This is a genomic window from Halomonas shengliensis, from assembly GCF_900104135.1.
Lineage (GTDB): Bacteria > Pseudomonadota > Gammaproteobacteria > Pseudomonadales > Halomonadaceae > Halomonas > Halomonas shengliensis.
Map to the genome: position 1 here is coordinate 229,162 of NZ_FNIV01000002.1, position 26,382 is coordinate 255,543.

Genomic DNA, 26,382 nt, shown 5'->3' on the forward strand with positions numbered 1-26,382 from the left:
CGAGGCTCCGCCAGTGATCATCAACCCCCTCTGGGCCCGCCTGACGGTGGCCATCCTGCTGCCGATGGCGCTGGTCACCCTGACACTGACGCCGATCCTCGCCTCGCATCTCGAGGCGAGGATAGACAGTGCGCGCCGGTCGGCCGAGGCGCTGCTGGCCTCGGAGTACGAGATGCTGCTGCAGGGGATGAACGAAAGCTTCAACCAGGTGCTGGCTACCGCGGAGTTTCCCCTGCTGGGCCGCTTCCTGGCCAGGCAGACGGCCGGCCAGACGCCGACCTGGGGGCTGGCGGCACAACGCGATCGCGAGCAGCTGGAGGCGCTGTTCGACACCCTGCTCACCCACTTCGGCCGCTATACCCGCCTGGCGGTGATCGACACCGAGGGTCGCGAGTGGGTGAGCGCGACCACGACGCCCCTGCTGCCACGACCCCCGCTCGTCGATAATGGCGAGATCCCCGCCTTTCGCCAGGCCATGGGCCTCCAGGCCCGCGACCTCTATGTCTCGCCGCCGCGGCCCGGCGCCTCGGGTGATGACCAGGCTCCGGTGACGGCGGTCATCGACATCGCCACGCCGATCATCGGCGCGCGAGGCGAGCGCCTGGGCGTGCTGCTGTTCACCCTTGACTGGTCACGCATCGCCGACTCGCTGCCCCATACCCGCCAGGCCGCCGAGGGCCAGGCGCTGCTGGTGGATGCCCAGGGCCAGTGGCTGCTGCCCGTCGCCGACGGCCAGACAGAGCGCTTCGGTCGCCCGCTCGCGGAGCGCCGCCCCGCCGTCTGGGCGGCCATGTCGGCCCGTAACCAGGGCATCGCCGAACGGGACGACCGCCTGCTCGCCTTTCGCACCCATGACATCCGTACCCAGCACTATCGCAGCCAGGCCGGAAGCATCGTCAGCGACCCGGGCACCCAGCCCTGGCGACTCGGTATCCTGGTCTCGCGCCCCAGCCTGGCGGGACTGCTCGGCGAGAGCCCGGTGCAGCCGCTGGCCATTGCCCTGGTCTATGCGCTGTCGGTGGCCTTCGGGGTGTTGTGGGTGCTCAACGACCATCGCCTGCGCGGGCTACGCCAGCGGGCGCTGGTGTTCTCGCGCGAGGCCCGCCAGTACGCGGGGGGAGGTCCAGGACCTCTACGAGCATGCCCCCTGCGGCTACCACTCCCTGGATGGCGACGGCCGGGTGGTGAGTATGAACCGCACCGAGCTCGACTGGCTGGGCTATCGCGACGACGAGGTGATCGACAAGCGCTTCTACCGGGACTTCGTGACCCCGGAGACCCGCGCTGCCTTCGATGCCGCCTTCCGCCAGGTGCTCGGAGAGGGGCAGGAGGGCAGCGCCGAGTGCGAGCTGCTGTGTCGCGATGGCACTCGCCTGCCGGTGGCGATCCAGGCCACCGCCCAGGTCACCGAGGAGGGCTTCCAGTACTCACGGGCCATGGTGTTCGACCTCCGCGAGCGCAAGGCGCTGGAGGCACGCCTGGAGGAACAGGCGCTTACCGACCCGCTCACCGGCCTGGGCAACCGCCGCTATCTGGAGGATCAGGCGACCATGGAGATCGCCCGCGCCGAGCGCAGTGGGGCGCCGCTGGCACTGATCGCCATCGACCTCGATCACTTCAAGGGCATCAACGACCGCCACGGCCACGACGTGGGCGATGGGGTACTTCAGGCCTTCGCCGAGCTGGCCCGCCGGGTGCTGCGCGATGGGGATGTGCTGTGCCGCATGGGCGGCGAGGAGTTCGCGGTACTGCTACCCGCCACCAACCGCGAACAGGCGCTGCAGGTCGCAGAGCGCCTGCGCCAGGCCATCGAGACGACGCCGGCGCGCCTCGATGCCGCCGAGGACACCCTCGCCTACACCGCCTCGCTCGGCGTGACCCTGGTCGGCGGCGGTGAGGTCACCCTGAAGCCGGCGATCAAGCGCGCCGACCAGGGCCTCTACGCCGCCAAGGAGGCGGGACGCAACCGGATCGAATGGCAGCCTGGTTGAGCAGTCGACGCCGTGGGGAGATGTGTCGGGCGGCTTGGGTTGTCCCGGGGAAGCAGGTTTTCTCGGCGACGGGGTTTCCGTGCACCGATTGCTTTGCTACATAAGAGGTATAGTGTGTGTCTATATAGCAAAAATCGACCTATGCTCTTGATGTAGGTCAATAATTTTGACGCTCGCATGCGCAGGTGACCGACATGGCTCTCCCCACCCTGTACGCCAATCCCTCGGCGGCGGTGATCCGTTCACTGCTTCAGCACACCCACGATGTGTCGGTCTACGCCAAGGAGATGGCCTACCCGCTGCATGCCGAGGTGCATGAACTCGACCTGAGCAACGGCCGCCTGGTGCTGGAGGTAGAGTACGCCGGCAGCGACATCGAGCGCTATGTGGTCAACGGCGGCATCAGCTTCGACCTCGAGGCGGTGAAGGGCCCCCAGGCCCTGGAACGCGAGACCTACAGCCTGAGCAACGTCGCCGTCCGGCTGCACAAGACCGACAGCACCCTCTACCACATGGAGTGCCAGCTGCCGGAGTCGGTGTTCGTCGCCGAACAGCGCGGCGCGATCCGCATCCCCTTCATCCTCGGCATGCAGGCGCGGGTCAGCCTCGACGTCTACCTGCACGAGCTCAACGTACCGGGACGGCTGCGCAACCTCTCCGTGGGGGGCTGCATGGTGGACATCGACCTGTCGGAGAGCGTGGCGGTCAACGTCGACCAGGAGATCCCCGGCATCAGCATCGAGTTTCCCAACGGCGAGAGCTTCTTCGCCGAGGGCAAGATTCGCCATATCCGCCCCTTCGGCAACCACGGCTACGCGGTCGTCGGCGTGCAGTTCCTGCAGCTGACCACCCATCAGAGCGAGGCCCTTTTCCGCTACGTGACGGAATCGGAGCGTGAGGCGGCCTACCGCACGGGGGCCAACGACAAGCTCGACTATCACTCCCCGCTCTTCATCCCCGGGGCCAAGGAGAAGAAGATTCTGCAGCGTGAAGCCCAGGAGCACGACAAGCGCGCCCGCCAGTCGCCCATGGAACGCGGCGTGCTGGATCTCGCCCATCGTCTCCAGGTGGGGCTGATGTACATGAAGACCCGCGACCTCTTCCCCGAGGAGATCTTCTACGACTGCGTCGACACCCTGCGCTACCTGGTGGAACAGGACCGCAAGGCGTTCCTCTTCGCGCTCTCGCTGCTGCGTGACGAGCCGGAGTGGGTCCGCCATGCGGTGCAGGTGGCTGGCCAGCTGGCCGACATGCTGCTGACCCGCGACCCTCACGACCCCAGGGTGCGCGAGGCGGTGCTGGGCGCCCTGCTGCACACCCTGGGCAAGCCGCTGCTGATCGGCCCGCAGCTGCCCTCGCTCAAGGTCAACATGACCCCGCCGCAGAAGGAGCTGCTGCGCGGGCATGTGGCCGCGCTGCGCGACAAGCTGGCGGCGCTCGAGTGGACGCCCAGCCCAGCCTGCCGCGAAGTGATCGAAAACGCCAACGAGCGCCTCGACGGCACCGGCTACCCCGCCGGCCGGCGCGGCAACGAGCTATCTGAGCTGGTGCGTCTGGTGACGGTCATCAAGGCCATCAACAAGCTGATGCATGTGCGCAACGGCATCCCGCCCCGCGCCCCGCTGGATGCCTACCGCATGATCCATGAGGCGGCCACGGCCTACGACAAGACGGTGCTGGTGGAGTACATCCAGGTCTACGGGCTCTACCCGATCGGCAGCCTGGCCAAGTTCTCCGGCGGCTTCCTGGCCTGGGTGGTGGATATCGACGGCAAGGGGATGCCGACCCGGGTCAAGGTGGTCAAGAACCTGCGCTTCCCCGACACCAACATCAGCTGCGAGCTCGGCAGCGGCGACTTCTCCCAGATCGGCAAGCTGGAGGAGATCGTCAACCCCGCCGACTACGGCGTGAAGGTGCACAAGGTCCAGTAGTCGCCGGGACCGGTCACCGCCCGTGCCATCCAGAATCGCCGGTCTCGATCACCGCCGGGTCCCTCCAGACATGCAAAGCCCCGGGGGACCAGGCGGCCTCCCGGGGCGCGCCGGACCACTCGGGCCCGGCCACCAGCGCCTCGCTTAGAACTCCTCCCACTCCGGCTCGCTGGTGCGAACCGCAGGCCGCCTGGCAGCGCCCGCGGCTGTTGCAGCACCTGCGGCTGTTGCAGCGCCTGCGGCTGTTGTAGTGTCCTGCCCCACCGGCTCGCGGCGGGTAGAAGCCGCCGCCGATGGCGCGCGCGGCGCCTCCTCGACGGGCGCGAAGGGCGCACGCGCCTCCCCGGCGCCGTGTCGGGCGGCATCCACCTTGAAGGTGTCGATCAGCGCGGCCAGGCGCTTGGCCTCGTCCTCCAGGTTGGCGGAGGCCGTGGAGGTCTGTTCCACCAGCGAGGCGTTCTGCTGGGTCACGGCGTCCATCTGGGTGACCGCGGCGCCGACCTGGTCGACCCCCGACTGCTGCTCCTTGGCCGAAAGTGCCAACTCATCGACCAGGGTAGCGACCTGACGAATCGCCCCGACCACCTCCCGGATCTTCTCGCCGCTGCGCCCGGCCTGGGTGGAGCCCTCGCTGACTCGCTTGGTCACCTCCTCGATCATGGCGCGGATCTCGCGGGACGAGTCCGCCGTGCGGCTAGCCAGGGTGCGCACCTCGCTGGCCACCACGGCGAAGCCCTTGCCATGCTCGCCGGCACGGGCCGCCTCAACGGAGGCGTTGAGCGCCAGGATATTGGTCTGGAAGGCGATGGAGTCGATTACCTCGATGATCTCGCCGATGCGCCGTGAGCTCTCCTCCATGCCGCGCATCTGGGCCACGGTCTGCTCCACCTCCTGGGCGCCGGATTCGGCCTGCTCCGCCGCCTCACCGGAGAGCTGGTTAGCGCGGCCGGCGGTCTCGGTGTTGTGGCGCACGGTGGAGGCGATCTGCTCCATGCTGGAGGCGGTCTCCTGCAGCGCCGAGGCCTGCTCCTCGGTACGCGAGGCGAGGTCCTGGCTGCCCGCGGCGATATGCGCCGCACCGGTGGCCACGCTGTCGCTGCTCTGCTGCAGGGTGCCCACCAGATGACGCAGTCGGCCCTGCATGTCGCCCAGCGCCGCCAGCAGCTGGCCGATCTCGTTGCGCCCTTCGCTGGGGATCCGCGCGGTCAGGTCGCCCTTGGCGATCCGCCCGCAGTGGGCCACCGCCTCGCGCAGCGGCGCCACCACCCGACGAGTGATCAGCAGGAATACCCCCATGGCGACCAGCAGGGTGAGCACCACCGCCGCGATCTGTAGGCGCTCCAACCAGGTCGCCACCGTCTCCGCCTTGGCGTAGCGCATCTCGGCACGCGCCTCGGAGAAGTGGATGAAGTCACGCACCAGCTCGGCTAGCCGATTGCCGGACTCGGTCACCTGGCCGCGAAAGGCAAAGATCCCATCCATATCGCCGGCGAGCACCGCCTCCTTGAAGCCGGGGCTCATCAGCGCATCGTAGGTGCCGCTGATCTCCTCCACGAAGCGCTCCCGCTCGCTGGAGGCGCCAATGGTCACCGCGCGAAAGTCCTCGATGCGCTCCTCGGCCCGCTGCAGGGCCTCCCCCGCCAGGGCGATCTCGCCGGCGGCATCCGCCGCATTACCGGCACGGGTGTACTCGCCGAAGCGCACGATATGGTTGCGCATCTCGGCGACGTTGATCTCCATGCGGTTGGCCGCATTGGCCTGGGCGAGGTTGATGCGCGCCAGATCGTGCAGCGCCGCGCCGCTGACCCCTTGGGCGTGAAAGCCGAGCGCACTGATCCCCAGGATCAGCGCGATCAGGATACCGAAGGCCGTGAACAGGCCGGCACGAATGGACAGGTTGCGCATCGAGTTCTCCCTTCTGCGGATGCCGTGCGGCACATGCCGCGATCACCAATGCCCGGAATCATCGGCGGGTAATGGGAAAACTTGAGGGATCTCAACGCCCAACGGGCGACCTCGCTCGCCCGCCAGCCAGGGACCCCGGCCAACAACCGACTCAACCTTGACCGAGATCAATCTATTCATCTCAAGCTAATGCAGGATGGGTCGATAACCTGAAGTCATAAGCTGGTAACACCCAAGACGTCGACCACAAGGACCCCGCGCCATGACCTGGACCATCAAGTCGCGCCTGACCTTGCTGATCACCGTGATGCTTGCCCTGCTGGCCGGCACCGGCCTGCTGGGCCTGAACGGCATCACCACCGCCAGCCACAGCGCCGATGCCCTCTACAACGAGAACCTGCAGCGGGCGCAGCGGCTCGGCGAGCTCAACGAGCGGTTGCGCGAATCGATGATGGAGCTGTCGATCTCCGCTCAGCACGACCCGCGACTGCGCGTCAGCCAGCTGCATGACCATGAGGTGGACATGCACCTGGAGAACGTCGCGGGTAACCTGGCGGCGATCGAGGCCCTGTGGGCCGAGATCCGCGGCGCCGGGCTGGAGGGCGAGGCCGGCCGACTGGTCGAGGCGTTCGAGCAGCAGTTCGAGCGCCTGGTGGCCAGCGGCATCCGTCCTGCCATGCCGCTGTATGCCGAGGGCGACTTCAACCAGGCCAACGAGATCGTCTTCGTCGAGGCGATGCCGCCCTTCCGCGAACTGGTGGCCACCCTGCAGGCGCTGATCGAGGTGGAAGACGCCAGCGCCTCGGCCGCCTACCAGGCTGCCGTCACCCAGGCAGAGCAGCAGCGCTGGATCGTGATTGGCGTGTTGGCCTTCGGCCTGATCGCCGGCGTGGTGCTGGGCTGGCTGCTGATGCAGCGCATCCTGCAGCCGCTGGCCCGGGCGCGCCATCACCTGGAGCAGATGGCCGAGGGCAACCTCAGCGATGAGATCGACGCCGGCAGCCGTGATGAGGTCGGCCAGATGCTGCTGGTGCTGGCCGATACCCGCGACCGCATCCGCGACCTGATCATCGATATCCAGCGCTCCGCCGGCGCCATCTCCAGCGCCTCGACCCAGATCGCCGGCGGCAACACCGACCTCTCCCAGCGCACCGAGGAGCAGGCCGCAAGCCTACAGGAGACCGCCGCCAGCATGGACGAGGTGGCCGCCACGGTGAAGCACAACACCGAGCACACCGGCCAGGCCAACCGCCTGGCCCAGCAGGCCAGCCAGTCCGCCAGCCAGGGCGGCGAGCGCGCCCAGCAGGCCCGCGAGACGATGCACGAGATGGCGCGCAGCTCGGAGGAGATCAGCAGCATCATCACCCTGATCGACGGCATCGCCTTCCAGACCAACATCCTGGCCCTCAACGCCTCGGTGGAGGCGGCACGTGCCGGCGAACAGGGCCGAGGATTCGCGGTGGTAGCCGGCGAGGTGCGCAACCTCGCCCAGCGCTCTGCCGAGGCCGCCAAGCAGATCCAGAGCCTGATCGACCGTAACGGCGAGGTGGTGCACCAGGGCACCCAGCTGGTCGAGGGAGTCGGCGACGCCATGCAGGAGATCGTCGAGAACATCAAGCGCGTCTCGACCCTGATGCAGGAGGTAAGCCGCGCCTCGGACGAGCAGACCCAGGCCATCGACCAGGTCAGCATCGCCATCTCCCAGATGGACGAGGTCACCCAGCAGAACGCCGCCCTGGTGGAGCAGACCGCCACCGCCTCGGCCTCGCTGGAGGATCAGGCCCGCGACCTCGACCAGGCGGTACGCATCTTCCGCGTGGGACCGACCCAGGCGCTGGCAGCCAGCGCCGCTGACGACACCACGACCCAAGAGGCAGCCCAATCCCGCCACGAGACAGAGGCCGCCCCGCAGGCAGACAGCCACGGTGACAATCGCGCAATGACACGAAGGGACCGCCGCCAGATGTCGCACACCGAGGACGACTGGGAGAGCTTCTGAGCGGCGGATGCAGCCGCCTACCCGCGGCAGAAGGGCCAGATCTCCAGCAGGCCGTCGCAGCGGAACTCCGCCTCGCAGCTCGCCAGCTGGCCGCGATAGCGCGCCGCGGTGCGGGCCACGTCGCGGGCGGCGCGCCGCACCGCCGGCTTGCCTCGCCAGCTGCCGCGGCGATAGCCGCCCTGCCCCTCGTGGTAGGCCAGGTAGAGGTGCTCCGGGTTGTGCAGCGAGATGCCGGTCATGCGCCGGGTACGGGCGTTGTACCAACCGATGAAGTCGGTGGCGTGCTTCATGTGTGTGCGCCGCGCGAAGAGCCGCCCGGCATCGGCCTCGTACTCGCCCCAGACCGGATCCTGGGCCTGGGCATAGCCGTAGGCCGACGACGGCCGCCGCCAGGGAATGAAACCCAGCAGCTTCTCGCGCGGCGGCTTCACATGGCTGCGAAAGCTCGATTCGCGCTCGATGATCGCCATCTGGGTGGCGATCGGCGTGCCCCACCTCTCCTGGGAGTCGCGGGCGTAGTCGTACCAGTCCGGCTGCTCGCGGAAGATCTCGCAGATGTTCGTCTGGTTCGCCGGCGGCGCCGGCGCCAGCATGGCGCAGCCAGAGACCATCAGCGGCAGCAGCACCGCCACCAGCCCGCGCCACAGCGGCCCGTGGCGCCGCGTCCCGGTCTCGAGGATCGCTCTCTCACACATCATGATGAAGGGTTCCTGGTATCGGCGGTATCCCATTGATCGGCGGCACATGGCGATTCTGAAGCGGAGGGCAGATTTCACTGCCGTAGCGGGCGGCACGCCAGCAAGACCTGTCGCTTCCTCGCGGACCGTGCGTCGGCCTCTTGCGACACCCGCCCCGCCGCACTAGTCTGGCCGCAACGCCCCTCACCTGCGGCTTACCACATGCCTGCTCAGCCCCCGCCCTCGGCCTTTCACGCCATGCTCACCCAGCGTCAGGGGGGTGCCCTGCTCCAGGAGATCTGGGAGCACTTCCCCGAGCACATGTTCCTGATCCGTGTGGAGCCGCCGGAGCGTTTCGTGGTGGAGGCGGTGAATCCCGCCCAGCAGGCTACTATCGGCTATCCCTGCGTGGGGCTGACCATGGAGGAACTGCTCCCCGACCCCGAGCAGGCGCGCAGCGTCACCGGCCACTACCGCGACTGCCTGGCCTGCAACCACCCCATCCGCTACGAGGAGACCGGCCACTTCCACAAGGAGAACGACGTGCTCCTGCACTGGCTGACCCTGCTGGTGCCGCTGCACGACGAGGAGGGCAACATCACCCACCTGTTCGGCATCTCCCAGAACGTCACCGAGCTGCGCCTGGCACGCCAGGCCCTGGAGGAGCATAACGCCCGTCTCGAGGCGCTGGTGGAGGCGCGCACCGCGGAACTCAAAGCGACCAACGCCCGGCTCGAAGCCCTGGCCAGCCGCGACGAGCTCACCGGCATCGCCAACCGCCGCCAGCTGACCGCCCTGACCGAGCACGCCATGCAGCGCGCCCGCCGCCAGCACGCCCTGTTGGCGCTGCTGATCCTGGATATCGACGGCTTCAAGGGGATCAACGACACCCAGGGCCACCTGGCCGGCGATGCCATCCTGCGCGAGGTGGCCCAGACCCTGACCGAGACCCTGCGCGAGAGCGACCTGCTCGGCCGCTTCGGCGGCGACGAGTTCGTGGCCGTGCTGCCCGACACCCACGCCGAAGACGCCCAGCATCTCGCCGAGCGCCTGCGCGCGGCGGTGGCCCAGCGCTGCGGCTGCACCCTGGGCCTGGGTATCGCCGACTTCACGCCCCACGACGACTTCGCCTCGCTGGTGGAGCGCGCCGACCGCGCCCTGCTGCGCGGCAAGCGGGCCCGGGGCGTCAGGCGCTGATAGGTTTCAGAAGTACCACGACATCCCCAGGCTGAGCTCATGGGCGTCGTCATCGCCCTCCACCCCGGCGCGCAGATCGAGGGTCTTGCCAAGGCTGAAGCGGTGCTGGAGCCGCCAGCGGGTGCGGCGGCCCGATTCGCCCTTGAGGGCATCCACATGCGAGAGCTGCACCAGACTGCGCTGGCGGGTGCCCCAGTGGCTGAGCACGCCGAGTTGCGCCATCGGCGCGACGGGGCCGGCCTGGTGACGCTCGCTGCGCAGCCGGCCGCCGATCATCGCGAACGACAGGTGGCGGCCCAGGCGCTGCGACTTGCCGGCCAGCAGGGTGGCGTGGCCCTCCAGACAGCGCTCGCAATCCAGCCGACCACGCTCGATGCCGGCGGAGGCGTGCCAGGCCACGTCGGGCAGCGCCGGCAGCGGCACGCTGCGCGCGTGCAGGTTGGTGACATGGAAAAACGCGAGACGCCGCAGACGCGGGCCCTCGTCGGTGAGGTCGAGCTCGGTGCGCCCGATCTCCAGCGCGGCATTGGGCATGCGGGTGGCGTTGGCGTCGAGCAGATCGTACTGCAGCGGGCGCAGGGTCAGGCGGGCGGCGCCGCCAAACTCATGGTTATAGAGGCCGGCCACGCTGACCCGCGCCGGCGGCGTGGCCTCGTGCAGCGGCACCTGCTCGCCAGGCGCCAAGGGTTCGCTGCCCGGCGGCAGCGCCAGGCGGGCCTGCAGCAGGCGGCGCTCGATCTCCGCGAGGCCCGGCTCGTCGCCGGTCTGCTCGAGGAAGGCGGCATGGCCCAGCAGGGTATCCAGCACCGCGGCGCGGCGCTGAGGTCTAAGCGCCTGGAACACCGGCGCCTCGAGGTTTAGGCGCTCGACCTCCGGCCATACCGCACTTGCGGCGGCCTGCTCCTCGGGCGCGAGCGCCAGGTATCGCCACTCGGTCTGCAGCCGCCGCGAGGGTACGTGGCGGGTCTCCTCCAGCAGCGGGCGGCCGTCGACCTCGGCCTCGCCGATGGCGCGCACCAGGTCCTCCGGCGCCACCCAGGGGGCGTTGCCGGGGGTGAGGTCCGCCTCCACCACCAGCTCCAGGGTGCGGGCGATACGCGAGGCGCAGTTTTGGGTGAGGAAGAGGTAGTCGAAGTCCTGGCCGATCACCTCGTACAGGTGGGCCACCAGCAGCTCGCGGTCGGCCTCGGGCAGCGCCAGGCGGTAGTGCCACAGGTCGCGCATCTCGCGCTCGGAGTAGAGCGCGGTATTGCGATAGAAGGGGGCGCGGGAGTAGCGCGCCTCATAGCCGCCGAACACCCCCTTGGCCATGTAGGGGATCAGGCCGTCCTCCTCCGGCACATCGGCGCCGAAGTTGAGGCTGGTATCCAGCAGCCGCGTCAGCGACTCGCCCTCCCCGTCCGCGGACGGTTCCAGGTGCAGCATCAGGTGGCCGAAGAAGGAGGCGGGGTTGCCGAGATACCCGGAGGCGAACATCAGCCCCGCCTCGGCGCCGGCGTGTTGGTCGCGCCACGCATCCCACTCCGGGCACTCGGCCACGGGCCAGGTCTCGCCGGTCATGCGGGTCAGCCACAGCGCCCGGGCGGGGAAACGACAGCTGGCGTGGGGCTCGCCGTCACGGGGGGCCTGGCGCAGGGCGGCCAGGGTGGCCTCGAGCTCGACGGCGGGATCGAAGGCGCCGTTATCAGCCAGGAAGAAGGCCTCGCTCAGCACCGCGCTGCGCGGCTCGCGGAACATGCCGTCGCGGTCGAAGTGCAGCAGCGACTGCCACTGGGGATGGTCGTGAAGCGTGCGCTCGGCGGCCTGGGCGCCGGCAACAGGCAGGCACAGCAGGGCCATCAGCGTCACCAGGTGGCGTCGCATGGCGAGATCCTTGCGGGAAGTCGGGATGAGGCTTGTATCGATGCGGGGTCGGACGGTGCCCGACCCCGCGAAACGCTAAAGGCGTTGCCTGGGCAAGCGTTTAGCTGGCGCTGCAGTCCACGGCGGCCTGGTTCAGGCTGGTGTAGAAGCCGTAAGCCTTGTCGGCGTGCGCCTGGTCGGCATAGCCGGCGACGGCGCTGGCTTCCTGCAGATCGGCACGCAGCTGGCTAACCACGCCCTGGCGGGCCTCGGCGCCGCAGTTCATCAGGCCGAGTGCCGCGGTGAGGTGCTCGCCCTCGCCCATGGCGGTTTCCATGGCCAGCTGGTCGTAGGTCTGGTCGACGAATTGGGCGACTTCGACTTCCTTGCTGCTGCAGGTCTCGGGGGAGACGGTGGCGGAGGTCACGGCGGTGGTGCCCAGGTCCCAGATCACGTTGGAGATGGCGGCGGCGGTGCCGTTCTCGTCGAAGATGGCCGCGCCGATGCCGCAGTGCTGCCAGGGATTGATATCATCATTGGTGGCAGCAGATGCAGAGGTAGCGCCCAGCAGCATCAGGCTGCCGGCCAGTGCGGCGGCGGAGACGGTTGCGAATTTCATGCGTTTCAGTTCCCTTGTTTCCAGATGCCGGCCTCGTTCTTCTTGCTACCGGGAGGGGCCGACGACTCCCGATATTCGTTGCACTTTTCTGGAGGGCTCGCCATGGAATTGATGGCCACAGATGGTCCATGCGGCGAGTTCAAGCTCCCTTTGAACCGGCTACAATTTTACACATTCGGATACACGGAATAAAGCGGATTAAGCCATTGGGAAGGCGACAATGGTCGAAGGCTCAGGGAGAGGATCAGGCATCCAGCATGGTCAGTTTATGCGCCCGATTTTGGGGCACATCACCTAGTTGATAAAGCCACGCCTGACTGGGCATCAATATGGGGAGCATGGCGCGGAATGCGCGACGCCACCATCCCTCCCCCGGCTCAGAACTTCGCCTTGCCGTCGATGACGGCCTGAAACCCCGCTTCGGTAATCGGTTGGTTCTGTGCGTCGACCACGTTAGCCCCAAGGCGCGACAGATCCCTGGCCAGTGCCACCAGCCGCACGAGCTGCAGCTTGTTGGGTGAAGAGGAGCGACGATCCTTCAGGATACGAATGCTCAGGCCCTTGATCGGCCACTGGCTGCTATGGTCATTGAACGAAGGCAGGGACGCCGGGGGATAGGCATTGGCGACAAGAATCGGGTTTCGCGGTGAGACACCTGCGATGGTGAACGAGCGGGTCTCGCTCTCGAACACCGCACCCGCCGCCGCCAGCACGTTACCGATGTTCAGGTTCAAGCCTGCCGAGGGACTATCGAACACCACCAGCAGCCCCCAGGCTCCCGATTGTTCATCCACCAGCACCGGGGCCTGCGACGCTTCTCTCGCAACGGTGCCCGCGCCGGCGGGTACGCTCGCCCGGCGGCTTTTCCCCATACCGCCCGGCGGCCACAGGCTTTGTCCGCTCCATAAAAGGTAAACCAGCACCAGGCCGCAATTGAGGCTGATCCACATCGCGATGATGGCGACCAGCAGCAACGTCGTCGTTGTATCCATTGGGCTCTCGTCAACAGCTCCATGTCTTTTCGGAAGGCACCTTGGGCCTCGCAAGGCTCCAGGGCGAAACCAAGCAGGCTAAGTGATAAGCTAAACAAGACGAGAAAGCAATGGATTACATCGTTTTATAACGTATCCATCGATCTACCCAGCATGGCCAGAGTATGCGCCCGCTGCTGGTTCACGGCGTCATCGAGAATGGGCAACAGCCTGTCGTACTCCTTCGGCATCTCGGTCTCCATACCGGTGGCCGCGAAATGATCAATAGTTCGCTGGGTATCATCGATGACGGCTTGAAGCTTATCGATCACCCGCTGATGCTCATCCACGGTCATGTTATCTCCAGAAGCAAGAAACCGGCCCCACGATGGGAGCCGGTTCGTTGAAAACCAAGGGGAAGAGCGCCTTCCCCAAGGTCTGGCGCAAGGGCTTCAGATTAACCCAGCAGAGATAGCACGTTCTGCGGGATCTGGTTGGCCTGTGCCAGTACGGAAGTGCCAGCCTGCTGCAGAATCTGCGCACGAGTCATGTTCGCTACTTCTGTCGCATAATCTGCGTCTTCGATGCGCGAACGGGCGGCAGACAGGTTGGTTTCATTCGTTGCCAAGTTGGTAATAGCAGACTCGAAACGGTTCTGGATGGCACCAAGGTCGGAGCGAAGGCTGTCAACCTGATTCAAAGCAGAATCGATAGACTTTAGAGGGTCAACTACTGCTTGCTCGCCAAGTGTCACTACACCAGTTTCCATATCCACAGTGGCATTATGGTAAGTAGTCTCATCGCCATTTTCATTTTTTACGAAGTAAGTACCATCTTCACCTTTCATCAAGGTGTTTGTGCCCTCATCAAGCTCAGAATTAACTGATGAAAGATCGGTAGTCACTTCTGCAGTGCCAGCAACGGTTAACACATTACCGGATGTAGCTTCTGTATAACCAGTACCAACAGCTACTGCACTGCCGTCTTTTGACCCAAGTACCACTTCACCAGTATCATAATCAATCGTATTATTTGTGCCATCAATTGTCCAAGTGCTGGTTCCATCCGAAACTACAACACCTGCACCAGCATCTTGAGTGTAGACACTAAATGTTGGATTAGCACCATCAGAAGAAGAATAATTGTTGGCAATATCCGCTAATTCAATAACATTACCATCGCCATCTACAAAGCTATCAGATGCCGTTGCAGAAGCGCCTGATGCTGTAGCAGTAGTAGAATTATAGCTCACAGTCCCCGCATCAGTATCGAGCGTGGTGTCATATAAATCTGTGCCAATCTGAGCATACAACTCACCATCATCACCCACGACGAACGTGGCCGCGCCAGGTTCGGCACCACTGTAGGACAACTCCACAGTGGTTGCAGCAACTGCTTCTGTCAGCGTACTGCCATCGCTGCCTACCTCTGACAGAGAATCTGAGCTGACTTGGTTTTTAAGATCAAGATTTTTCAGACCTAGGGTGTTAGCATTAATCTCCTGAAGAGCAACTTCAATATCTTCACCGTCGTTGGCGCCAACTTGGATTTTAATATCTTGATCAGCCGCAAGAACTTTAACACCGTTAAAGTTGGTCTCTCCTGAGATACGGTCAATCTCTTCAAGGCGCTGGGCAACTTCGTCTTGGATAGACTGCAGGTCATCCTGAGAGTTGGTGCCGTTTGCAGCCTGAGTAGACAGTTCACGGATTCGCTGCAGGTTATCGTTTACCTGATTCAAGGCACCTTCAGCAGTCTGGGCGACAGAGATACCGTCATTGGCGTTACGCTGAGCCTGAGCCAGACCGGTGATCTGAGCGGTCATGCGGTTGGCGATGGCCTGACCGGCCGCATCATCCTTGGCGCTGTTGATGCGCAGGCCAGAGCTCAGACGCTCCATGGAGGTCTGCAGGCTGTTCTGGGACTTGGACAGGTTCTGCTGTCCGATCATGGAGGTGATGTTGGTATTGATCACTGACATGGTGTGATTCCTTCCAAGCTGTTGAGGGCTCCAATGGCGGGCCCGCTGCGTGTTTTACCCAAAGGCCCAGCGGGCCTGCCACAACGGCGCCGTTGGCCGTTACTCTCTATAACGGCGGCCGGGGGGAGGACTTTAGGGGAAGATCACCATTTTTTTGCCGCCGGGGGTCGAAAACCTTGACACGGCACAACGCCTGGCGGGGCCTAGCAAGTGGCTAGACGGCATCGCCCCGGCCGGGTGGCCGGGGCGATGGGGTGCGGCGGGAAGGAAGGCTTACTTCTTGCGACCGAGCTGGGCGTCCAGGGCGTCGAACTGCTGGGTGAGGTACTCGCTGGTCTGGTTCATCTGGGCGATCATGGCGTCGAGCTGGCCGAACTGCACGCGGTAGCGCTCGATGGTGCGCTCGATGCTCTGCTCCATGCGGCCATAACGCTCGTCCAGGCGCTCCAGGCGGCCCTCGGCGCCCTCGATGGAGCGATTGACCAGGCCGCTGTCGTCCAGCAGCTGAGAGAGGGTGCCGTTCACCTGCCCGGCCAGGCCGCCGGCCTCGTCGGCACCGGCGAAGAACTCGCCCAGAGCGGCCATGTTGCCGCTGACCAGCTCGTCCAGAGCCTCGTCATCGAGCTCCAGGGTGCCGTCGCGCTGCAGGCTGATGCCCACCTCACCGAGCATGCGTAGCTCGCCTTCCCCCACCCCGCCGGAGAGCGCGGCGCGCAGGCGGGATTCGATGGTGCGCACGGTGCGGTCACCGTTGAGCTCGCCGGCCTGTCCGCTCTCGCTGTCGTAACTGGTGAGGGTGCCGATGGTGTCCTTGAGCTCGTTGAATGCCTTGACGAACCCTGAGACCGCCTCGCGCACCTTGAGGGTGTCCTGCTCCACGCGCAGGGTATCGGGCTGGCCTTCGGCGGTGGTGGCGTTGAGCGTCAGCGTCACCCCCTGGATGGCGCCCTCCACGGTATTGGAGGCGCTGGTAATGTCGATGCCGTTGACCTTGAGGGCGGCATCCTGGCCGGTCTGAGTGACAATAGCACCCGGCTCTGTCGCCAGGTTGCCAACAACCAAATCCTCGAAGTTGGTGCTATCGATGGACGCCTCGGCTCCGGTCTCCTTAGAGTTCAGCGCCAGGCGATAACCGCTGCCATCGTGGACGATGGAGGCGGAGACACCGGCATCATCGCGGGCGTTGATGGCGTCGCGGATATCCTCGAGAGTGCTGTTAGCAGTGATATCCACCTTGACCACCGGCACATCACCCCCGACGAAGTTCAGCACCAGCTTGCCGGCGCTAGCGTCAAGCGCAGCCTGATCCACGATGGGCTGGTCAGCAGACGCGACGCGCTGAGTGGCCAGGGTGCCGGCGGTGGCCAGTTTCCCCACCTCCACGCTGAAGCTGCCCGGCTGGGCCTCGCTACCGGCCTTGGCGGTAAAGGCCTCGCCACGCACGTTGGCGGAGAGGCTCTGGTAGAGCGAGGCGTCGTTGAGCTTGTCCACGCTCTCCTGGAAGGTGGTGAGCGCGGACTGGAGCCGACCGAAGGCCGAGATGCGCGCTTCCTGCTGCGCCTGCTGCGCCTTGATCGGCTCGAGCTTGCCGCGCTCGGCATCACGCAGCTGATCCAGCAGCCCGTTCAGGTCCAAGCCGGAGCCGATGCCGAGGGAGGAGATGGTTGCCATGGGAATGTCATCCTGTGTCGAAACCCATCACGGGCCTGACAAGGAGTATCGACCAGGCGGAGGGAAACTTTAACCCCTGCCGCCAGCCGTTCAGTTCCCCTGGTTGAGCTGGGCGTCCAGGTTGGCGAACTGCTGGGTGAGGTAGGTACTGGTCTGGTTCATCTGGGCGATCATGCCGTCGAGCTGACCGAACTGGGTGCGGTAGCGGTCGATGGTGCGCTCCACGCCTTGCTCCATGCGGGCGTAGCGCTCGCCCAGGCGCTCCAGCCGACCCTCGGCGCCCTCGATGGAACGCGAGACCAGGCCACTGTCGTCGAGCATCTGGCCCAGGGCTTCTCCCACGCGCCCGGCCATGCCGGTGGTCGCCTCGCCCCCGGCGAAGAACTCGCCCAGGGCGGCCATGTTGCCGCTGACCTGCTCGGAGAGGGCGTCCTCATCCAGCTCGAGGGTACCGTCGCGCTGCAGGCTGATGCCCACCTCGCTGAGCATGCCGATCTCGCCGCCGGGCACGCCGCCCGAGAGCACGCTGCGCAGCCGTGACTCCACGGTGCGCACGGTGCGATCCCCGTTGAGCTCACCGGCCTGGCCGGTCTCTGCGTCGTAGGCGGTCAGCTCGCCGATGGTGCCCTTGAGCTCGTTGAAGGACGACACAAAGCCGGAAACCGCCTCGCGCACCTTAAGAGTGTCCTGCTCCACGCTCAGGGTGGCGCTGCCTTCGGCCTGCAGGTCCAGGGTGACGCCCTGGATCGCCTCCTCCACCTGGTTGGTGGCGCTGGTGATGGCGATGCCGTTGATGGAGAGCGCGGCATCCTGGCCGCCGTTGTCGATCACGCCTTCGACCGCGTCTGCCGGGTCGCTCACCGTGACGGCGGGATCGGTGACGAAGAAGTCGGTCTCGAAGGTCATGCCGGTGACGGAGGCGGCCTCGCCGGTCTCGCTGGACATCAGCGCCAGCCGCGAGCCCTCGCCGTCGTTGATCACGCTGGCGGTGACGCCGACACCCTCCTTGGCGTTGATGGCATCGCGGATATCGCCGAGGGTGCTGCCGCCGGCCACGGTCACGTCCACCGATGTGGGTTCGCCTTCGGGCGCGTTGGCGAACTCGAGGGTCAGGGTGCGTTCGGCGTCGGTGAGCGCCTGATCGGGCTCGGCGACGATGCGCTGGCTGGCCAGGGTGCCGGCGGTGGCAAGCCCGTTGACCTCGACGTTGTAATTCCCCGGCTGGGCACTGGCATCGACGCTGGTGGAGAGAGTCTCCCCACCGCCGCTGGCCGAGAGACTCTCGTAGAGGGAGGCGTTCTGCAGGTTGGCCACGCTGTCGTCGAACTGAGTCATGGCCGACTGCAGCGAGCCCAGGGCCGAGATGCGCGACTCCTGCTGCTGCTGCTGGGCGGCGATGGGCTCGAGCTTGCCGCGCTCGGCGTCGCGGAGCTGGTCGAGCAGGCCGTTGAGGTCGAGCCCGGAACCGATGCCGAGCGAGGAGATGCTAGCCATGACGCACTGCCTTTGGCGGGTGAATGTGTGTCTTGCCCATGGGCATCGGCTGCCCGAGGCCGAACTTTAACATCGATCGTCCCCGGCTCAAGGCGAGGGGCCGGAGGCCGATAGCCCATTCAGCCGATTTTCCACCGACCCACCGAGGAGCCCGACCTTGCCCAGCAACGAGACCATCACCGCCCATGAGCTGCTCTACGATCTGGTGCCCAAGCTCAAGGCCACCGAGGCCACGGTGAGCGATACCCTGACCGCCCGCCTAATGATGACCACCGACCCCGAGGTGCGCGAGCGCCTCAAGACCTTCAAGGCGGAGTTCGAGCTGGAGCGCACCATGATCCGCATGAACCTGGAGCACCTGCTGCGCCGCCACGCCGAGGCGGTGGAGGCGGAGCGCAGCGGCAACGCCGGCGAGAGCCGCCACACCCTGCCGCTGGATGAGCACGAGGCCACCGCCGTGGCCCGGGTGCGCCAGCTCTACCGCCGCGCCCAGGAGCTGAAGCGCTGAGGCTGGGGCCGGCGTAGTTGGCCCCATGCTAGACTGGCAAGACACACCAAGAGGCCCTTGCCATGCGACTGAGCGAACGGGAGCGAGCCATCATCGTGTCGGCACTGAAGCGCCACTTCGGCGATGACTCGCGGGTCTGGCTGTTCGGCTCCAGAGCGAACGACAGCGCGCGCGGCGGCGACATCGACCTTCTTGTCGAGACAAACCTGGCGCAGGGTGATGACATCGTCGCGGCGAAGCTGAATGCGCTCGCCGAGATCCATTGCCAGATAGGCGAGCAGAAGATCGACCTGGTGATCCAGCGGCCCGGCGGACCGCAACTCCCGATCCATCGTGTCGCGCGAGAAACAGGAGTCAGCCTGTGACGACCGATGCCTTCGACGGGGCACTGACGATCTGCGAGCGCCACGCGGAGCGGCTGCGCTGGGCCATGGCCACGCTCGAACCGCTTTTCCCAATCACCCCAGGGGGCCTGGCCGACCTATCCGATGTCCAACTCGCCGTGGTGGACCAGTTCATCATGCGGTTCTCCAAACTTCAGGATGCCATGGGGGCCAAGCTGCTACCCGGTATCCTGGAGCTGACCAAGGAGCCAGGCAGCTTCCCGACCTTTATCGACAAGCTGAACCGTCTCGAGAAGATCGGCGCGATCCCCTCAGCGTCCGAGTGGCTCCAATTTCGCGAGATGCGTAACCAGTTCTCGTATGACTACCCCGATGATCCTGAGATCCAGGCCAGCCTGCTCAACAAGGCCCTCGAACTCTCACACCACCTACTTGCCACGCTCGAGCATGCTCAGGCGTTTTCCGCCCGCTATCGCGACTGAGCCATGTATCGCATCTGGCCTCTGTGCCGTCTGGCGAAGGCGGGAACCCTATAACGATACAATTCTTGTACAACGCGTAAGCTGCGGCTAAACTTTCGCTCAGCACTGTACAAGAACATTACACTATAAGGGTCGCCGTCCATGCTTAGCTCGTTGGTCTCCCTACTCCCCTCGCCGCTACCCGCGTCACGTTCCGCGACTCAGCGGAACCGCCGCCCGCTGGAGGCGGCCCTGCACCAGCACTCCGCGACGGTCACCTTCACGCCCGAGGGGGTCATCACCGAGGCGAGTCCACTGTTCCTGGCGGCGGTGGGCTATCGGGAGAGCTAGGTGGTAGGGCAGCATCACCGCCTGTTCTGCTCGCCGGAGGAGGCGCAGAGCGAGGCGTACCGTGAATTCTGGGCGGCGCTGGCGCGCGGCGAACATCGCGCCGGCACCTTCCGGCGGCTCGGCAAGACGGGCCGGGAGGTGTGGATCGAGGCGACCTACCTGCCGGTGACCGACCGCGCCGGCAAGCGCGTCACCCATGTGGTCAAGATCGCCAACGACATCACCGAGAAGCACAGGGCGATGCGCTCCCAGGCGGCCATGGTGGAGGCACTGGGGCGCTCCATGGCGGTGATCGAGTTCACCCCGGAGGGCGAGATCCTGACGGCCAACGACAACTTCCTGGCCGCCACCGGCTACACCCTGGAGGAGGTGCAGGGGCGCCACCACCGCCTGTTCTGCCGCGAGGCCTTCTACCGCGATAACCCGGACTTCTGGCAGCGCCTGGCCCAGGGCGAGTTCAGGCGCGGCAAGTTCGAGCGGGTCACCGCCACGGGCGAGCCGCTATGGCTGGAGGCCACCTACAACCCGGTGATGGATGCCGGCGGGAGGGTGGTGAGCGTGGTGAAGTTCGCCGCCGACGTGACCCGCGACGTGCAGGCCGCGGAGGCGACCCGCGCCGCGGTGCTCTCGGCCCAGGAGACCTCCACCCAGACCGAGCAGATCGCCAGCAACGGCATGGCGCGCCTGGAAGACGTAGTGCAGGAGTGCGTGGCCTCGGTGGAGGAGATGGGCCAGGCCCGCGAGATCGTCCAGCGGCTGGTGGCGCAGGCCCAGCATATCAACGGCATCACCGAGGAGATCGCGCGCATCGCCGAGCAGACCAACCTCCTGTCGCTCAACGCCACCATCGAGGCGGCCCATGCCGGCGAGCATGGCCGCGGCTTCGCGGTGGTGGCCGGCGAGGTGCGCCAGCTCGCCCACCGCTCGGGCGAGGCGGTGCGCCAGATCGGCGGCCTGCTCGACACCAACGACACCATGGTGGCCCAGGCCAGCGAGCAGATGCGCTCGGCGGTGGCCAAGAGCGAGCAGATCCAGGGCTATGTGACTGAGATCGAGCACATCGTCAGCGAGATCCAGCTCGGCGCCCGCAACGTCACCGCCTCGGTGGATCGCCTCACCGCCGAGCAGGGCGCGGCGTAGGGCTCACGCCCCTCAGGCAGGCTCCGCCACCCAAGGCCGGTTCGCCGCATGGCTCACTCGCGGCGCCGGCTGGCCTGCCCCGTGATCCGCTGCGCCGATGGTAAAGCTGCCCACCGCCTCGGCCAGCCGGTCGGCCTGCTCCTTGAGCTGCTCGGCGGCGACGGTGGACTCCTCCACCAAGGCGGCGTTCTGCTGGGTCACCCGGTCGAGGTCGGCCACCGCCAGGTTGACCTGGCCGATGCCGTCGCTCTGCTCGCCGGTGGCGGCGCTGATCTCGCCGAGCACCTCGGCGACACGGGCCACCCGCTCCACCAGCGCCCGCAGGGTGTCGCCGGCCTGGCGCACCAGGGCGGTGCCACCCGCCACCTTCTGCTCGGAGCGGTCGATCAGCGCGCGGATCTCGCGGGAGGCGTCGGCGCTGCGGGTGGCCAGCTGGCGGACCTCGCCGGCCACCACCGCGAAGCCGCGGCCCGCCTCTCCGGCGCGGGCGGCCTCCACCGAGGCGTTGAGCGCCAGCAGGTTGGTCTGGAAGGCGATGCCGTCCATCACCTTGACGATGGCGGCGATCTGCCCGGAGGCGTCGCGGATCTCCTCCATGGTGTCGACCACCTGCCGCATCTCCTCGCCGCTTCTACCGGCCACCTCGGCGGCGGACTGGGAGAGGCCATTGGCCTCGCGGGCAGAATCGGCGGTGTGGCCCACGGTGCTGCTGATCTGCTCGATGGAGGCGGAGGACTCCTGCAGGCTGGCGGCGGCGCTCTCGGTGCGCCGCGAGAGGTCCTGGTTGCCGTGGGTGATCTCGCCGGCGGCCAGGCGCACCTGCTGGCTGCTGTCGCGGATGGTGCGCATCACCCCCTCCATGCGCGAGACGAAGCGGTTGAAGGCGGCGGCGATCTGCGCCACCTCGTCGCGCCCCGCCTCGGGCAGGCGACGGGTGAGGTCGGCGTGGCCGCTGGCGATGTCGGCCATGGCGTCGCGGGCGGCCAGCAGCCGACGGAAGGCAAGGCGCAGCAGCGCCCCCAGCAACAGCACTGCTCCCAATGCCACCACCAGCAGGGTGACCAGCGAGCTCGAGAGCACGCCGCGCAGGCCGGCGGTGGCCTCGTGGTCGTCCAGTGCTACCACCAGCTGCCAGTCGGTGCCGGGGATGCCCTCGGCGAAGAGCCGCACGGCCTGCTCGCCGAGGGTTGCTGCCAGGGGTGCCTCGCCAGCGGCGAGCGTGGCCAGGCGCTCGGCGTCGAGCGCCCCACCCAGGCGGGCCACCGGCGCAAGCGCCAGCGACGGATCGGGATGGGCGATCAGAGTGCCGTCGGCCGCGACCAGGAAGGCGAAGCTGGCCGGGGTGGGGGCGATGGCGCCCACCGTTTCGATAATGGTGCCGATGCCGACATCGCCGCCCACCACGCCCAGCAGCCGGCCGCCGCGTTCGACCGGGGCGGCCAGGGTGACCACCAGCTCATCGGTCGCCACATCCATGTACGGCTGGGTGACGATGGGGGCGCCGGCCTCCACGGCGGCGCGGTACCAGGGGCGCTCGCGAGGGTCGAAGTCGGCCGGCGCCTGGAAGCCGTTGGAGAAGGTGGTGTCGCCGTCGGCGGCACGCGCCAGGTAGCTCATCTGGAAGTCGCCGGAGGCGGCCAGCTGCTTGAGCGCAGACAGTGGGTCCTCGCCGGGGCCGGGGGCCGGCACCGCCTCGAGCATGGTGGTGCGGGCCTCGAGCCACTGGCCGATGGCCTGGGCGTTGCCACTGGCCACGGCGGCCAGGTTGCCGGCCACCTGGTCGTCGTTGTGCGACTTCACGGTGAGATAGCTGGCGGCGGTGTTGAGCACCAGGGCGAGGACGATCACCGCCACGCTGGCGATGAGCAGGCGGATTTTCAGGGATGTGAACATGGACGCACTCGTGGGTGGAGCGGAATGGGCCGAACGGCGCGCGGGTGCCACGCGCCAGCAGTCGTTGCTCTATCGACCAGGCGCGGCAAGACTTTAGTCTCACGCCCTTCAGCCCGCGGCGGGCGAGCCGATACATCCAGCAGGAGACACCCATGGTGAACCGACCAGGAGGCGCATGAACGACGTCATATCCCCCGAGGAGTACCCGGCCAGCCTCAAGGTCATGGGCGTGGGCGGCGGCGGCGGCAACGCCATCCGCTACCTGCTCGACAGCCATCTGCCGGGCGTGGACTTCATCGTCGCCAACACCGACCGTCAGGCCCTGGGCGCCCTGCCCCAGGAGGTGGCGCTGCCCATCGGGCGAAACACCACCCGCGGGCTCGGCGCCGGCAGCGACCCGGAGGTGGGCGCCCGGGCCGCCGAGGAGAGCCGCGAGGTGCTGCGCGCGCGCCTGGCCGGTGGCGATATGCTGTTCCTGATGGCCGGCATGGGCGGCGGCACCGGCAGCGGGGCGGCGCCGGTGATCGCCGAGCTGGCCCGCGAGATGGGGCTGCTCACCGTGGCGGTGGTGACCCGCCCCTTCACCTTCGAGGGCGCCCGGCGGCGCCAGGCCGCGGACCAGGCACTGGAGGCCCTGGCTCAGGCGGTGGACTCGCTGGTAGTGGTGCCCAACGACCGGCTGCTGCCGGCGCTGGGCCCCAGCGCCTCGATGATGCGCGCCTTCGCCGAGGTCAACGAGGTGCTGCGCCAGGCGGTCTCCGGCATCGCCGAGGTGATCACCCGGCCGGGGCTGATCAACGTCGACTTCGCCGACGTGGCGGCGGTGATGCGCCACCCCGGGCGGGCGCGCATCGGCACCGGTCACGGCCAGGGCGAGCAGCGCGCCCGCGACGCGGTGATGGCGGCCATCGAGCATCCGCTGCTGGAGGCCACCGACCTGGCCGAGGCCGCCGGGGTGCTGGTCAGCATTACCGCCGGCCCGGACCTGACGCTGGAGGAGTTCAACGAAATCGGCGCGCTGGTGGCGGGGTTCGCCGGCGAGGAGGCGATGGTGATGGCGGGCACCGCCATCGACATGGCGATGAGCGGCGAGCTGCGCCTGACCCTGGTGGCCACGGGGCTTGCGGTGGCACGCGCGGCACCGAGCGAGCCCGCGGCGGGTACCCCTGCCAAGGCCACCGCGCGCCATGGCGCCGACGAGCCCAGGCGCCCGGCATCCGCCTCTCGCGGGCCCGCCGAAGAGGACCTGCTGGATATCACTCGCTTCCTCGACGACCTCAAGCGCTGACGCGGCCTGTGCCTCAGCGCCCCGCCGCGTTGGCGGGGCGCCTGCGGGCTGGCACCATGATCATATGGTCAACTCTTCACAAAGTCGTCCGACCGACCGCCCTCGCCTCCCCCTTGCCCCCCTCTTCAAGACGCTGACCCGCCAGCTGCTCTCGCTGCGCGGACGGCTGCTGCTGGGTGCGGCGCTGCTTTGGACCCTGCTCTGCCTGACGCTGCTGGCCTTCGGCTGGCAGTCCGGCACCCTGCTGGTGGACGAGACCAACCGCATGCACCTGCGTTACGAGGCGGAGCTGATTCGCAACGACATCGCCCAGCAGGTGAACCAGCGGCTGACTGCGCTGGAGCGCCTGGCCGGGCGCATCCCCACCCCGGCAGAGGGCGCCCTGGCCCGCCAGGGCGCCGGGCATCTCGAGGGGCTGTTCGACGGCCTGATCCTGGTGGACACCGACAGCCGCATCCTCGATGACTGGCCAGCCGATGCCGGCCGCCTAGGCAAGAACGTCGGCGACCGCCCCTATGCCCGGTTCATGCACGAGGTGAAGCGCCCCCACGTCAGCGAGCCCTTCGTCGGCCGGGTCAGCGGCTCGCCACGGGTGATGATGCTGGTGCCGCTGCGCGATACCCGCGGACGCTACACCGGCTTCGTGGGCGGACTGGTGGACATCGCCGAAGGCCCCTTCTTCGACGGCTTCGACCATTTGCGCCTGGGTGACGATGGCGTCGTGACCATCACCACTGCCTCGGGGCTGCGCCTCTACCAGCCTCGCCAGCGCCGGTCCATCACCCCGGTGGATCGCCAGGGCAGACCCTGGCTCGACCAGGCGCTGGACGGCTGGGAGGGCGAGGCCCAAGGCGCGATGCCCACCGGCGGCGAGGCCCTCACCGCCTATCGTCAGGTCTGGCCGGCGCGCTGGGTGGTGGGGGTCTACCTGCCGATGGAGCAAGCCTACGGCCCGTTGGCGAGACTCATAGAGCGAGTCGGCGACCGTGCCTTCTTGGCCCTGGGCCTGCTGCTGCCACTGGTAGCCTTGCTGCTGTGGCTAACCCTAAGGTCGTTGACTCGCCTGGGGCATCAGATCGGCGAGCTCAAGCGCGGTCAACGCGAGCAGCTGACAATACCCACCCGCATGGGCGAACTGCGCCAGATCATCGACACCTTCAACGCCGTGGAGGGCGAGCGGCGCGACACCCTCCAGCATCTCCACGAGCAGGAGGCGGTGCTGCGCGGCATCCTGGCCGCCTCGCCCCAGGCAATGTTCGTCACCGACACCGCGGGGAGCATCACCTTCGTCAACCCGGCGCTGGAAGCCCTTCTACACCTGGCGCCGCCTGCCCCGGTGAGTCGCCTGGTCGGCCACCTGCACCCCGACGACCGCGAGCCGGTGATGGCGGCCTGGCGGGAGAGCCTCGCCCACCATCGCGACTTCGAGCGCCAGTTCCGCTACCTGGACGAGCAGGGTGCCGAGCGCTGGCTCGACGTGCACGCCAGCACCATCGAGGTGGCGGACGAAGTCATCGGCCTGGTGGGGGTGGTGCGCGACATCACCCAGCGCCGCCACGACGACGCCCTGCGCCGCTGGGAGGCAGAACACGACCCGCTGACCGGGCTGCTCAACCGTCGCGGCTTCGAGCGCCGGCTGGAGGACGCCTTCGCCGACTGGGAGAAGGCCGGCACCCCGGGGGCGCTGGTGCTGTTCGACCTGGACCGCTTCAAGCCGATCAACGACGAGGGCGGCCACGCCCTGGGCGATATCATGCTGCAACGCGTGGCCGAGGCGATCCGCGAGGTGACCCGCTCCAGCGACCACTCCGCACGCCAGGGCGGCGACGAGTTCGCCCTGCTGCTCAACGGCTGCGGGCTCGACCAGGCGATGACCATCGCCAACGCCCTGCGAGAGCGGATCGCTATCAGGGTAGTCGAGCAGGATGGGCGTGCCTGGCGAGTGACGGCGAGCCTGGGGGTGAGTCGCTTCGCGGCGGGGGATACCAGCGCCGCGGCGGCGATCGCCAGGGCCGACGCTGCCAGCTACCGGGCCAAGTCGGCGGGGCGCGATGGCGTGGCCTCGGGATAGGGATAGAGATAGGCAGAGGCCTGAGCGGGGCCGTGCCCCCTCCAGCAG

At 67.2% G+C, this 26,382-nt stretch carries 21 protein-coding genes and 1 pseudogene; 12 read left to right on the plus strand and 10 right to left on the minus strand.

Annotation, left to right across the window (positions count from 1 at the left end):
- Positions 1 to 187: 187 nt before the first annotated feature.
- The 3 genes and pseudogenes from BLP95_RS16955 to BLP95_RS03655 form a co-directional block, all read left to right on the plus strand.
- Positions 188 to 808, plus strand: a pseudogene (locus BLP95_RS16955) (cache domain-containing protein); the annotation flags it as partial.
- Between the two features lie 199 nt (positions 809 to 1,007).
- On the plus strand, positions 1,008 to 1,991 hold the full coding sequence (locus BLP95_RS16960; protein WP_245678671.1) for a sensor domain-containing diguanylate cyclase: 984 nt from the start codon (positions 1,008 to 1,010) through the stop codon (positions 1,989 to 1,991).
- Positions 1,992 to 2,185: 194 nt separating this feature from the next.
- Positions 2,186 to 3,922, plus strand: a complete 1,737-nt coding sequence (locus BLP95_RS03655; RefSeq protein ID WP_089677070.1) for a PilZ domain-containing protein — start codon at positions 2,186 to 2,188, stop codon at positions 3,920 to 3,922.
- A 144-nt stretch (positions 3,923 to 4,066) separates the two neighbouring features.
- On the opposite strand, the gene BLP95_RS03660 is transcribed toward BLP95_RS03655, so the two are convergent.
- Positions 4,067 to 5,827, minus strand: a complete 1,761-nt coding sequence (locus BLP95_RS03660) for a methyl-accepting chemotaxis protein (RefSeq protein WP_089677071.1) — start codon at positions 5,825 to 5,827, stop codon at positions 4,067 to 4,069.
- A gap of 262 nt (positions 5,828 to 6,089) precedes the next feature.
- Here BLP95_RS03660 and BLP95_RS03665 point away from each other — a divergent pair, with 262 nt between their 5' ends.
- Entirely contained in the window at positions 6,090 to 7,826 is a 1,737-nt protein-coding gene (locus tag BLP95_RS03665) for a methyl-accepting chemotaxis protein (protein ID WP_089677072.1), read from the plus strand.
- 17 nt (positions 7,827 to 7,843) lie between these two features.
- Here the strand turns inward: BLP95_RS03665 and BLP95_RS03670 are convergent, their stop codons facing one another.
- The gene (locus BLP95_RS03670) at positions 7,844 to 8,524 is read right to left on the minus strand and encodes a transglycosylase SLT domain-containing protein (protein WP_245678672.1); all 681 of its coding nucleotides are present in this window, start codon (positions 8,522 to 8,524) and stop codon (positions 7,844 to 7,846) included.
- Positions 8,525 to 8,725: 201 nt separating this feature from the next.
- Here BLP95_RS03670 and BLP95_RS03675 point away from each other — a divergent pair, with 201 nt between their 5' ends.
- Positions 8,726 to 9,700: a sensor domain-containing diguanylate cyclase gene (locus BLP95_RS03675; RefSeq protein ID WP_218118517.1), complete on the plus strand. Its 975-nt coding sequence runs from the start codon at positions 8,726 to 8,728 to the stop codon at positions 9,698 to 9,700.
- 6 nt (positions 9,701 to 9,706) lie between these two features.
- Here the strand turns inward: BLP95_RS03675 and BLP95_RS03680 are convergent, their stop codons facing one another.
- From BLP95_RS03680 to fliD (BLP95_RS03710), 7 genes are all read right to left on the minus strand, one after another.
- Positions 9,707 to 11,563, minus strand: a complete 1,857-nt coding sequence (locus BLP95_RS03680; protein ID WP_089677074.1) for an Lnb N-terminal periplasmic domain-containing protein — start codon at positions 11,561 to 11,563, stop codon at positions 9,707 to 9,709.
- 100 nt (positions 11,564 to 11,663) lie between these two features.
- Positions 11,664 to 12,161, minus strand: coding sequence for a DUF3015 family protein (locus BLP95_RS03685; RefSeq protein ID WP_089677075.1), 498 nt, complete (start codon positions 12,159 to 12,161; stop codon positions 11,664 to 11,666).
- A gap of 377 nt (positions 12,162 to 12,538) precedes the next feature.
- Positions 12,539 to 13,153, minus strand: coding sequence for a hypothetical protein (locus tag BLP95_RS03690; protein WP_089677076.1), 615 nt, complete (start codon positions 13,151 to 13,153; stop codon positions 12,539 to 12,541).
- A gap of 125 nt (positions 13,154 to 13,278) precedes the next feature.
- Complete coding sequence (locus BLP95_RS03695) at positions 13,279 to 13,488, minus strand: hypothetical protein (protein WP_089677077.1); 210 nt, start codon at positions 13,486 to 13,488, stop codon at positions 13,279 to 13,281.
- Between the two features lie 101 nt (positions 13,489 to 13,589).
- Entirely contained in the window at positions 13,590 to 15,113 is a 1,524-nt protein-coding gene (locus BLP95_RS17170; protein ID WP_089677078.1) for a flagellin N-terminal helical domain-containing protein, read from the minus strand.
- Positions 15,114 to 15,386: 273 nt separating this feature from the next.
- Positions 15,387 to 16,784, minus strand: coding sequence for a flagellar filament capping protein FliD (fliD, locus tag BLP95_RS03705; protein ID WP_089677079.1), 1,398 nt, complete (start codon positions 16,782 to 16,784; stop codon positions 15,387 to 15,389).
- Positions 16,785 to 16,874: 90 nt separating this feature from the next.
- Entirely contained in the window at positions 16,875 to 18,278 is a 1,404-nt protein-coding gene (fliD, locus tag BLP95_RS03710) for a flagellar filament capping protein FliD (RefSeq protein WP_089677080.1), read from the minus strand.
- A gap of 157 nt (positions 18,279 to 18,435) precedes the next feature.
- On the opposite strand from fliD (BLP95_RS03710), the gene BLP95_RS03715 reads away from it, so the two are divergent.
- The 5 genes from BLP95_RS03715 (at position 18,436) to BLP95_RS03730 (ending at position 21,082) form a co-directional block, all read left to right on the plus strand.
- Positions 18,436 to 18,786, plus strand: coding sequence for a hypothetical protein (locus tag BLP95_RS03715; protein ID WP_089677081.1), 351 nt, complete (start codon positions 18,436 to 18,438; stop codon positions 18,784 to 18,786).
- Positions 18,787 to 18,848: 62 nt separating this feature from the next.
- Complete coding sequence (locus tag BLP95_RS03720) at positions 18,849 to 19,151, plus strand: nucleotidyltransferase domain-containing protein (RefSeq protein ID WP_089677082.1); 303 nt, start codon at positions 18,849 to 18,851, stop codon at positions 19,149 to 19,151.
- On the plus strand, positions 19,148 to 19,612 hold the full coding sequence (locus BLP95_RS03725; RefSeq protein ID WP_089677083.1) for a hypothetical protein: 465 nt from the start codon (positions 19,148 to 19,150) through the stop codon (positions 19,610 to 19,612). Before BLP95_RS03720 ends, BLP95_RS03725 begins: the two co-directional genes overlap by 4 nt.
- A gap of 141 nt (positions 19,613 to 19,753) precedes the next feature.
- Entirely contained in the window at positions 19,754 to 19,942 is a 189-nt protein-coding gene (locus BLP95_RS17065; RefSeq protein ID WP_245678673.1) for a hypothetical protein, read from the plus strand.
- Positions 19,943 to 21,082, plus strand: a complete 1,140-nt coding sequence (locus tag BLP95_RS03730) for a methyl-accepting chemotaxis protein (RefSeq protein WP_245678674.1) — start codon at positions 19,943 to 19,945, stop codon at positions 21,080 to 21,082.
- Positions 21,083 to 21,094: 12 nt separating this feature from the next.
- Here BLP95_RS03730 and BLP95_RS03735 read toward each other — a convergent pair whose 3' ends face one another.
- Positions 21,095 to 22,975 carry a methyl-accepting chemotaxis protein gene (locus BLP95_RS03735; RefSeq protein WP_089677084.1) on the minus strand — a complete coding sequence of 627 codons (1,881 nt, stop codon included), beginning with the start codon at positions 22,973 to 22,975 and terminating at the stop codon, positions 21,095 to 21,097.
- A 175-nt stretch (positions 22,976 to 23,150) separates the two neighbouring features.
- Between BLP95_RS03735 and ftsZ the strand changes: the two genes are divergently transcribed.
- Complete coding sequence (ftsZ, locus tag BLP95_RS03740) at positions 23,151 to 24,263, plus strand: cell division protein FtsZ (RefSeq protein ID WP_089677085.1); 1,113 nt, start codon at positions 23,151 to 23,153, stop codon at positions 24,261 to 24,263.
- Between the two features lie 64 nt (positions 24,264 to 24,327).
- A complete protein-coding gene (locus BLP95_RS03745; protein ID WP_089677086.1) occupies positions 24,328 to 26,334 on the plus strand; it encodes a sensor domain-containing diguanylate cyclase in 2,007 nt (668 codons plus the stop codon).
- The last annotated feature ends 48 nt before the right edge of the window (positions 26,335 to 26,382 follow it).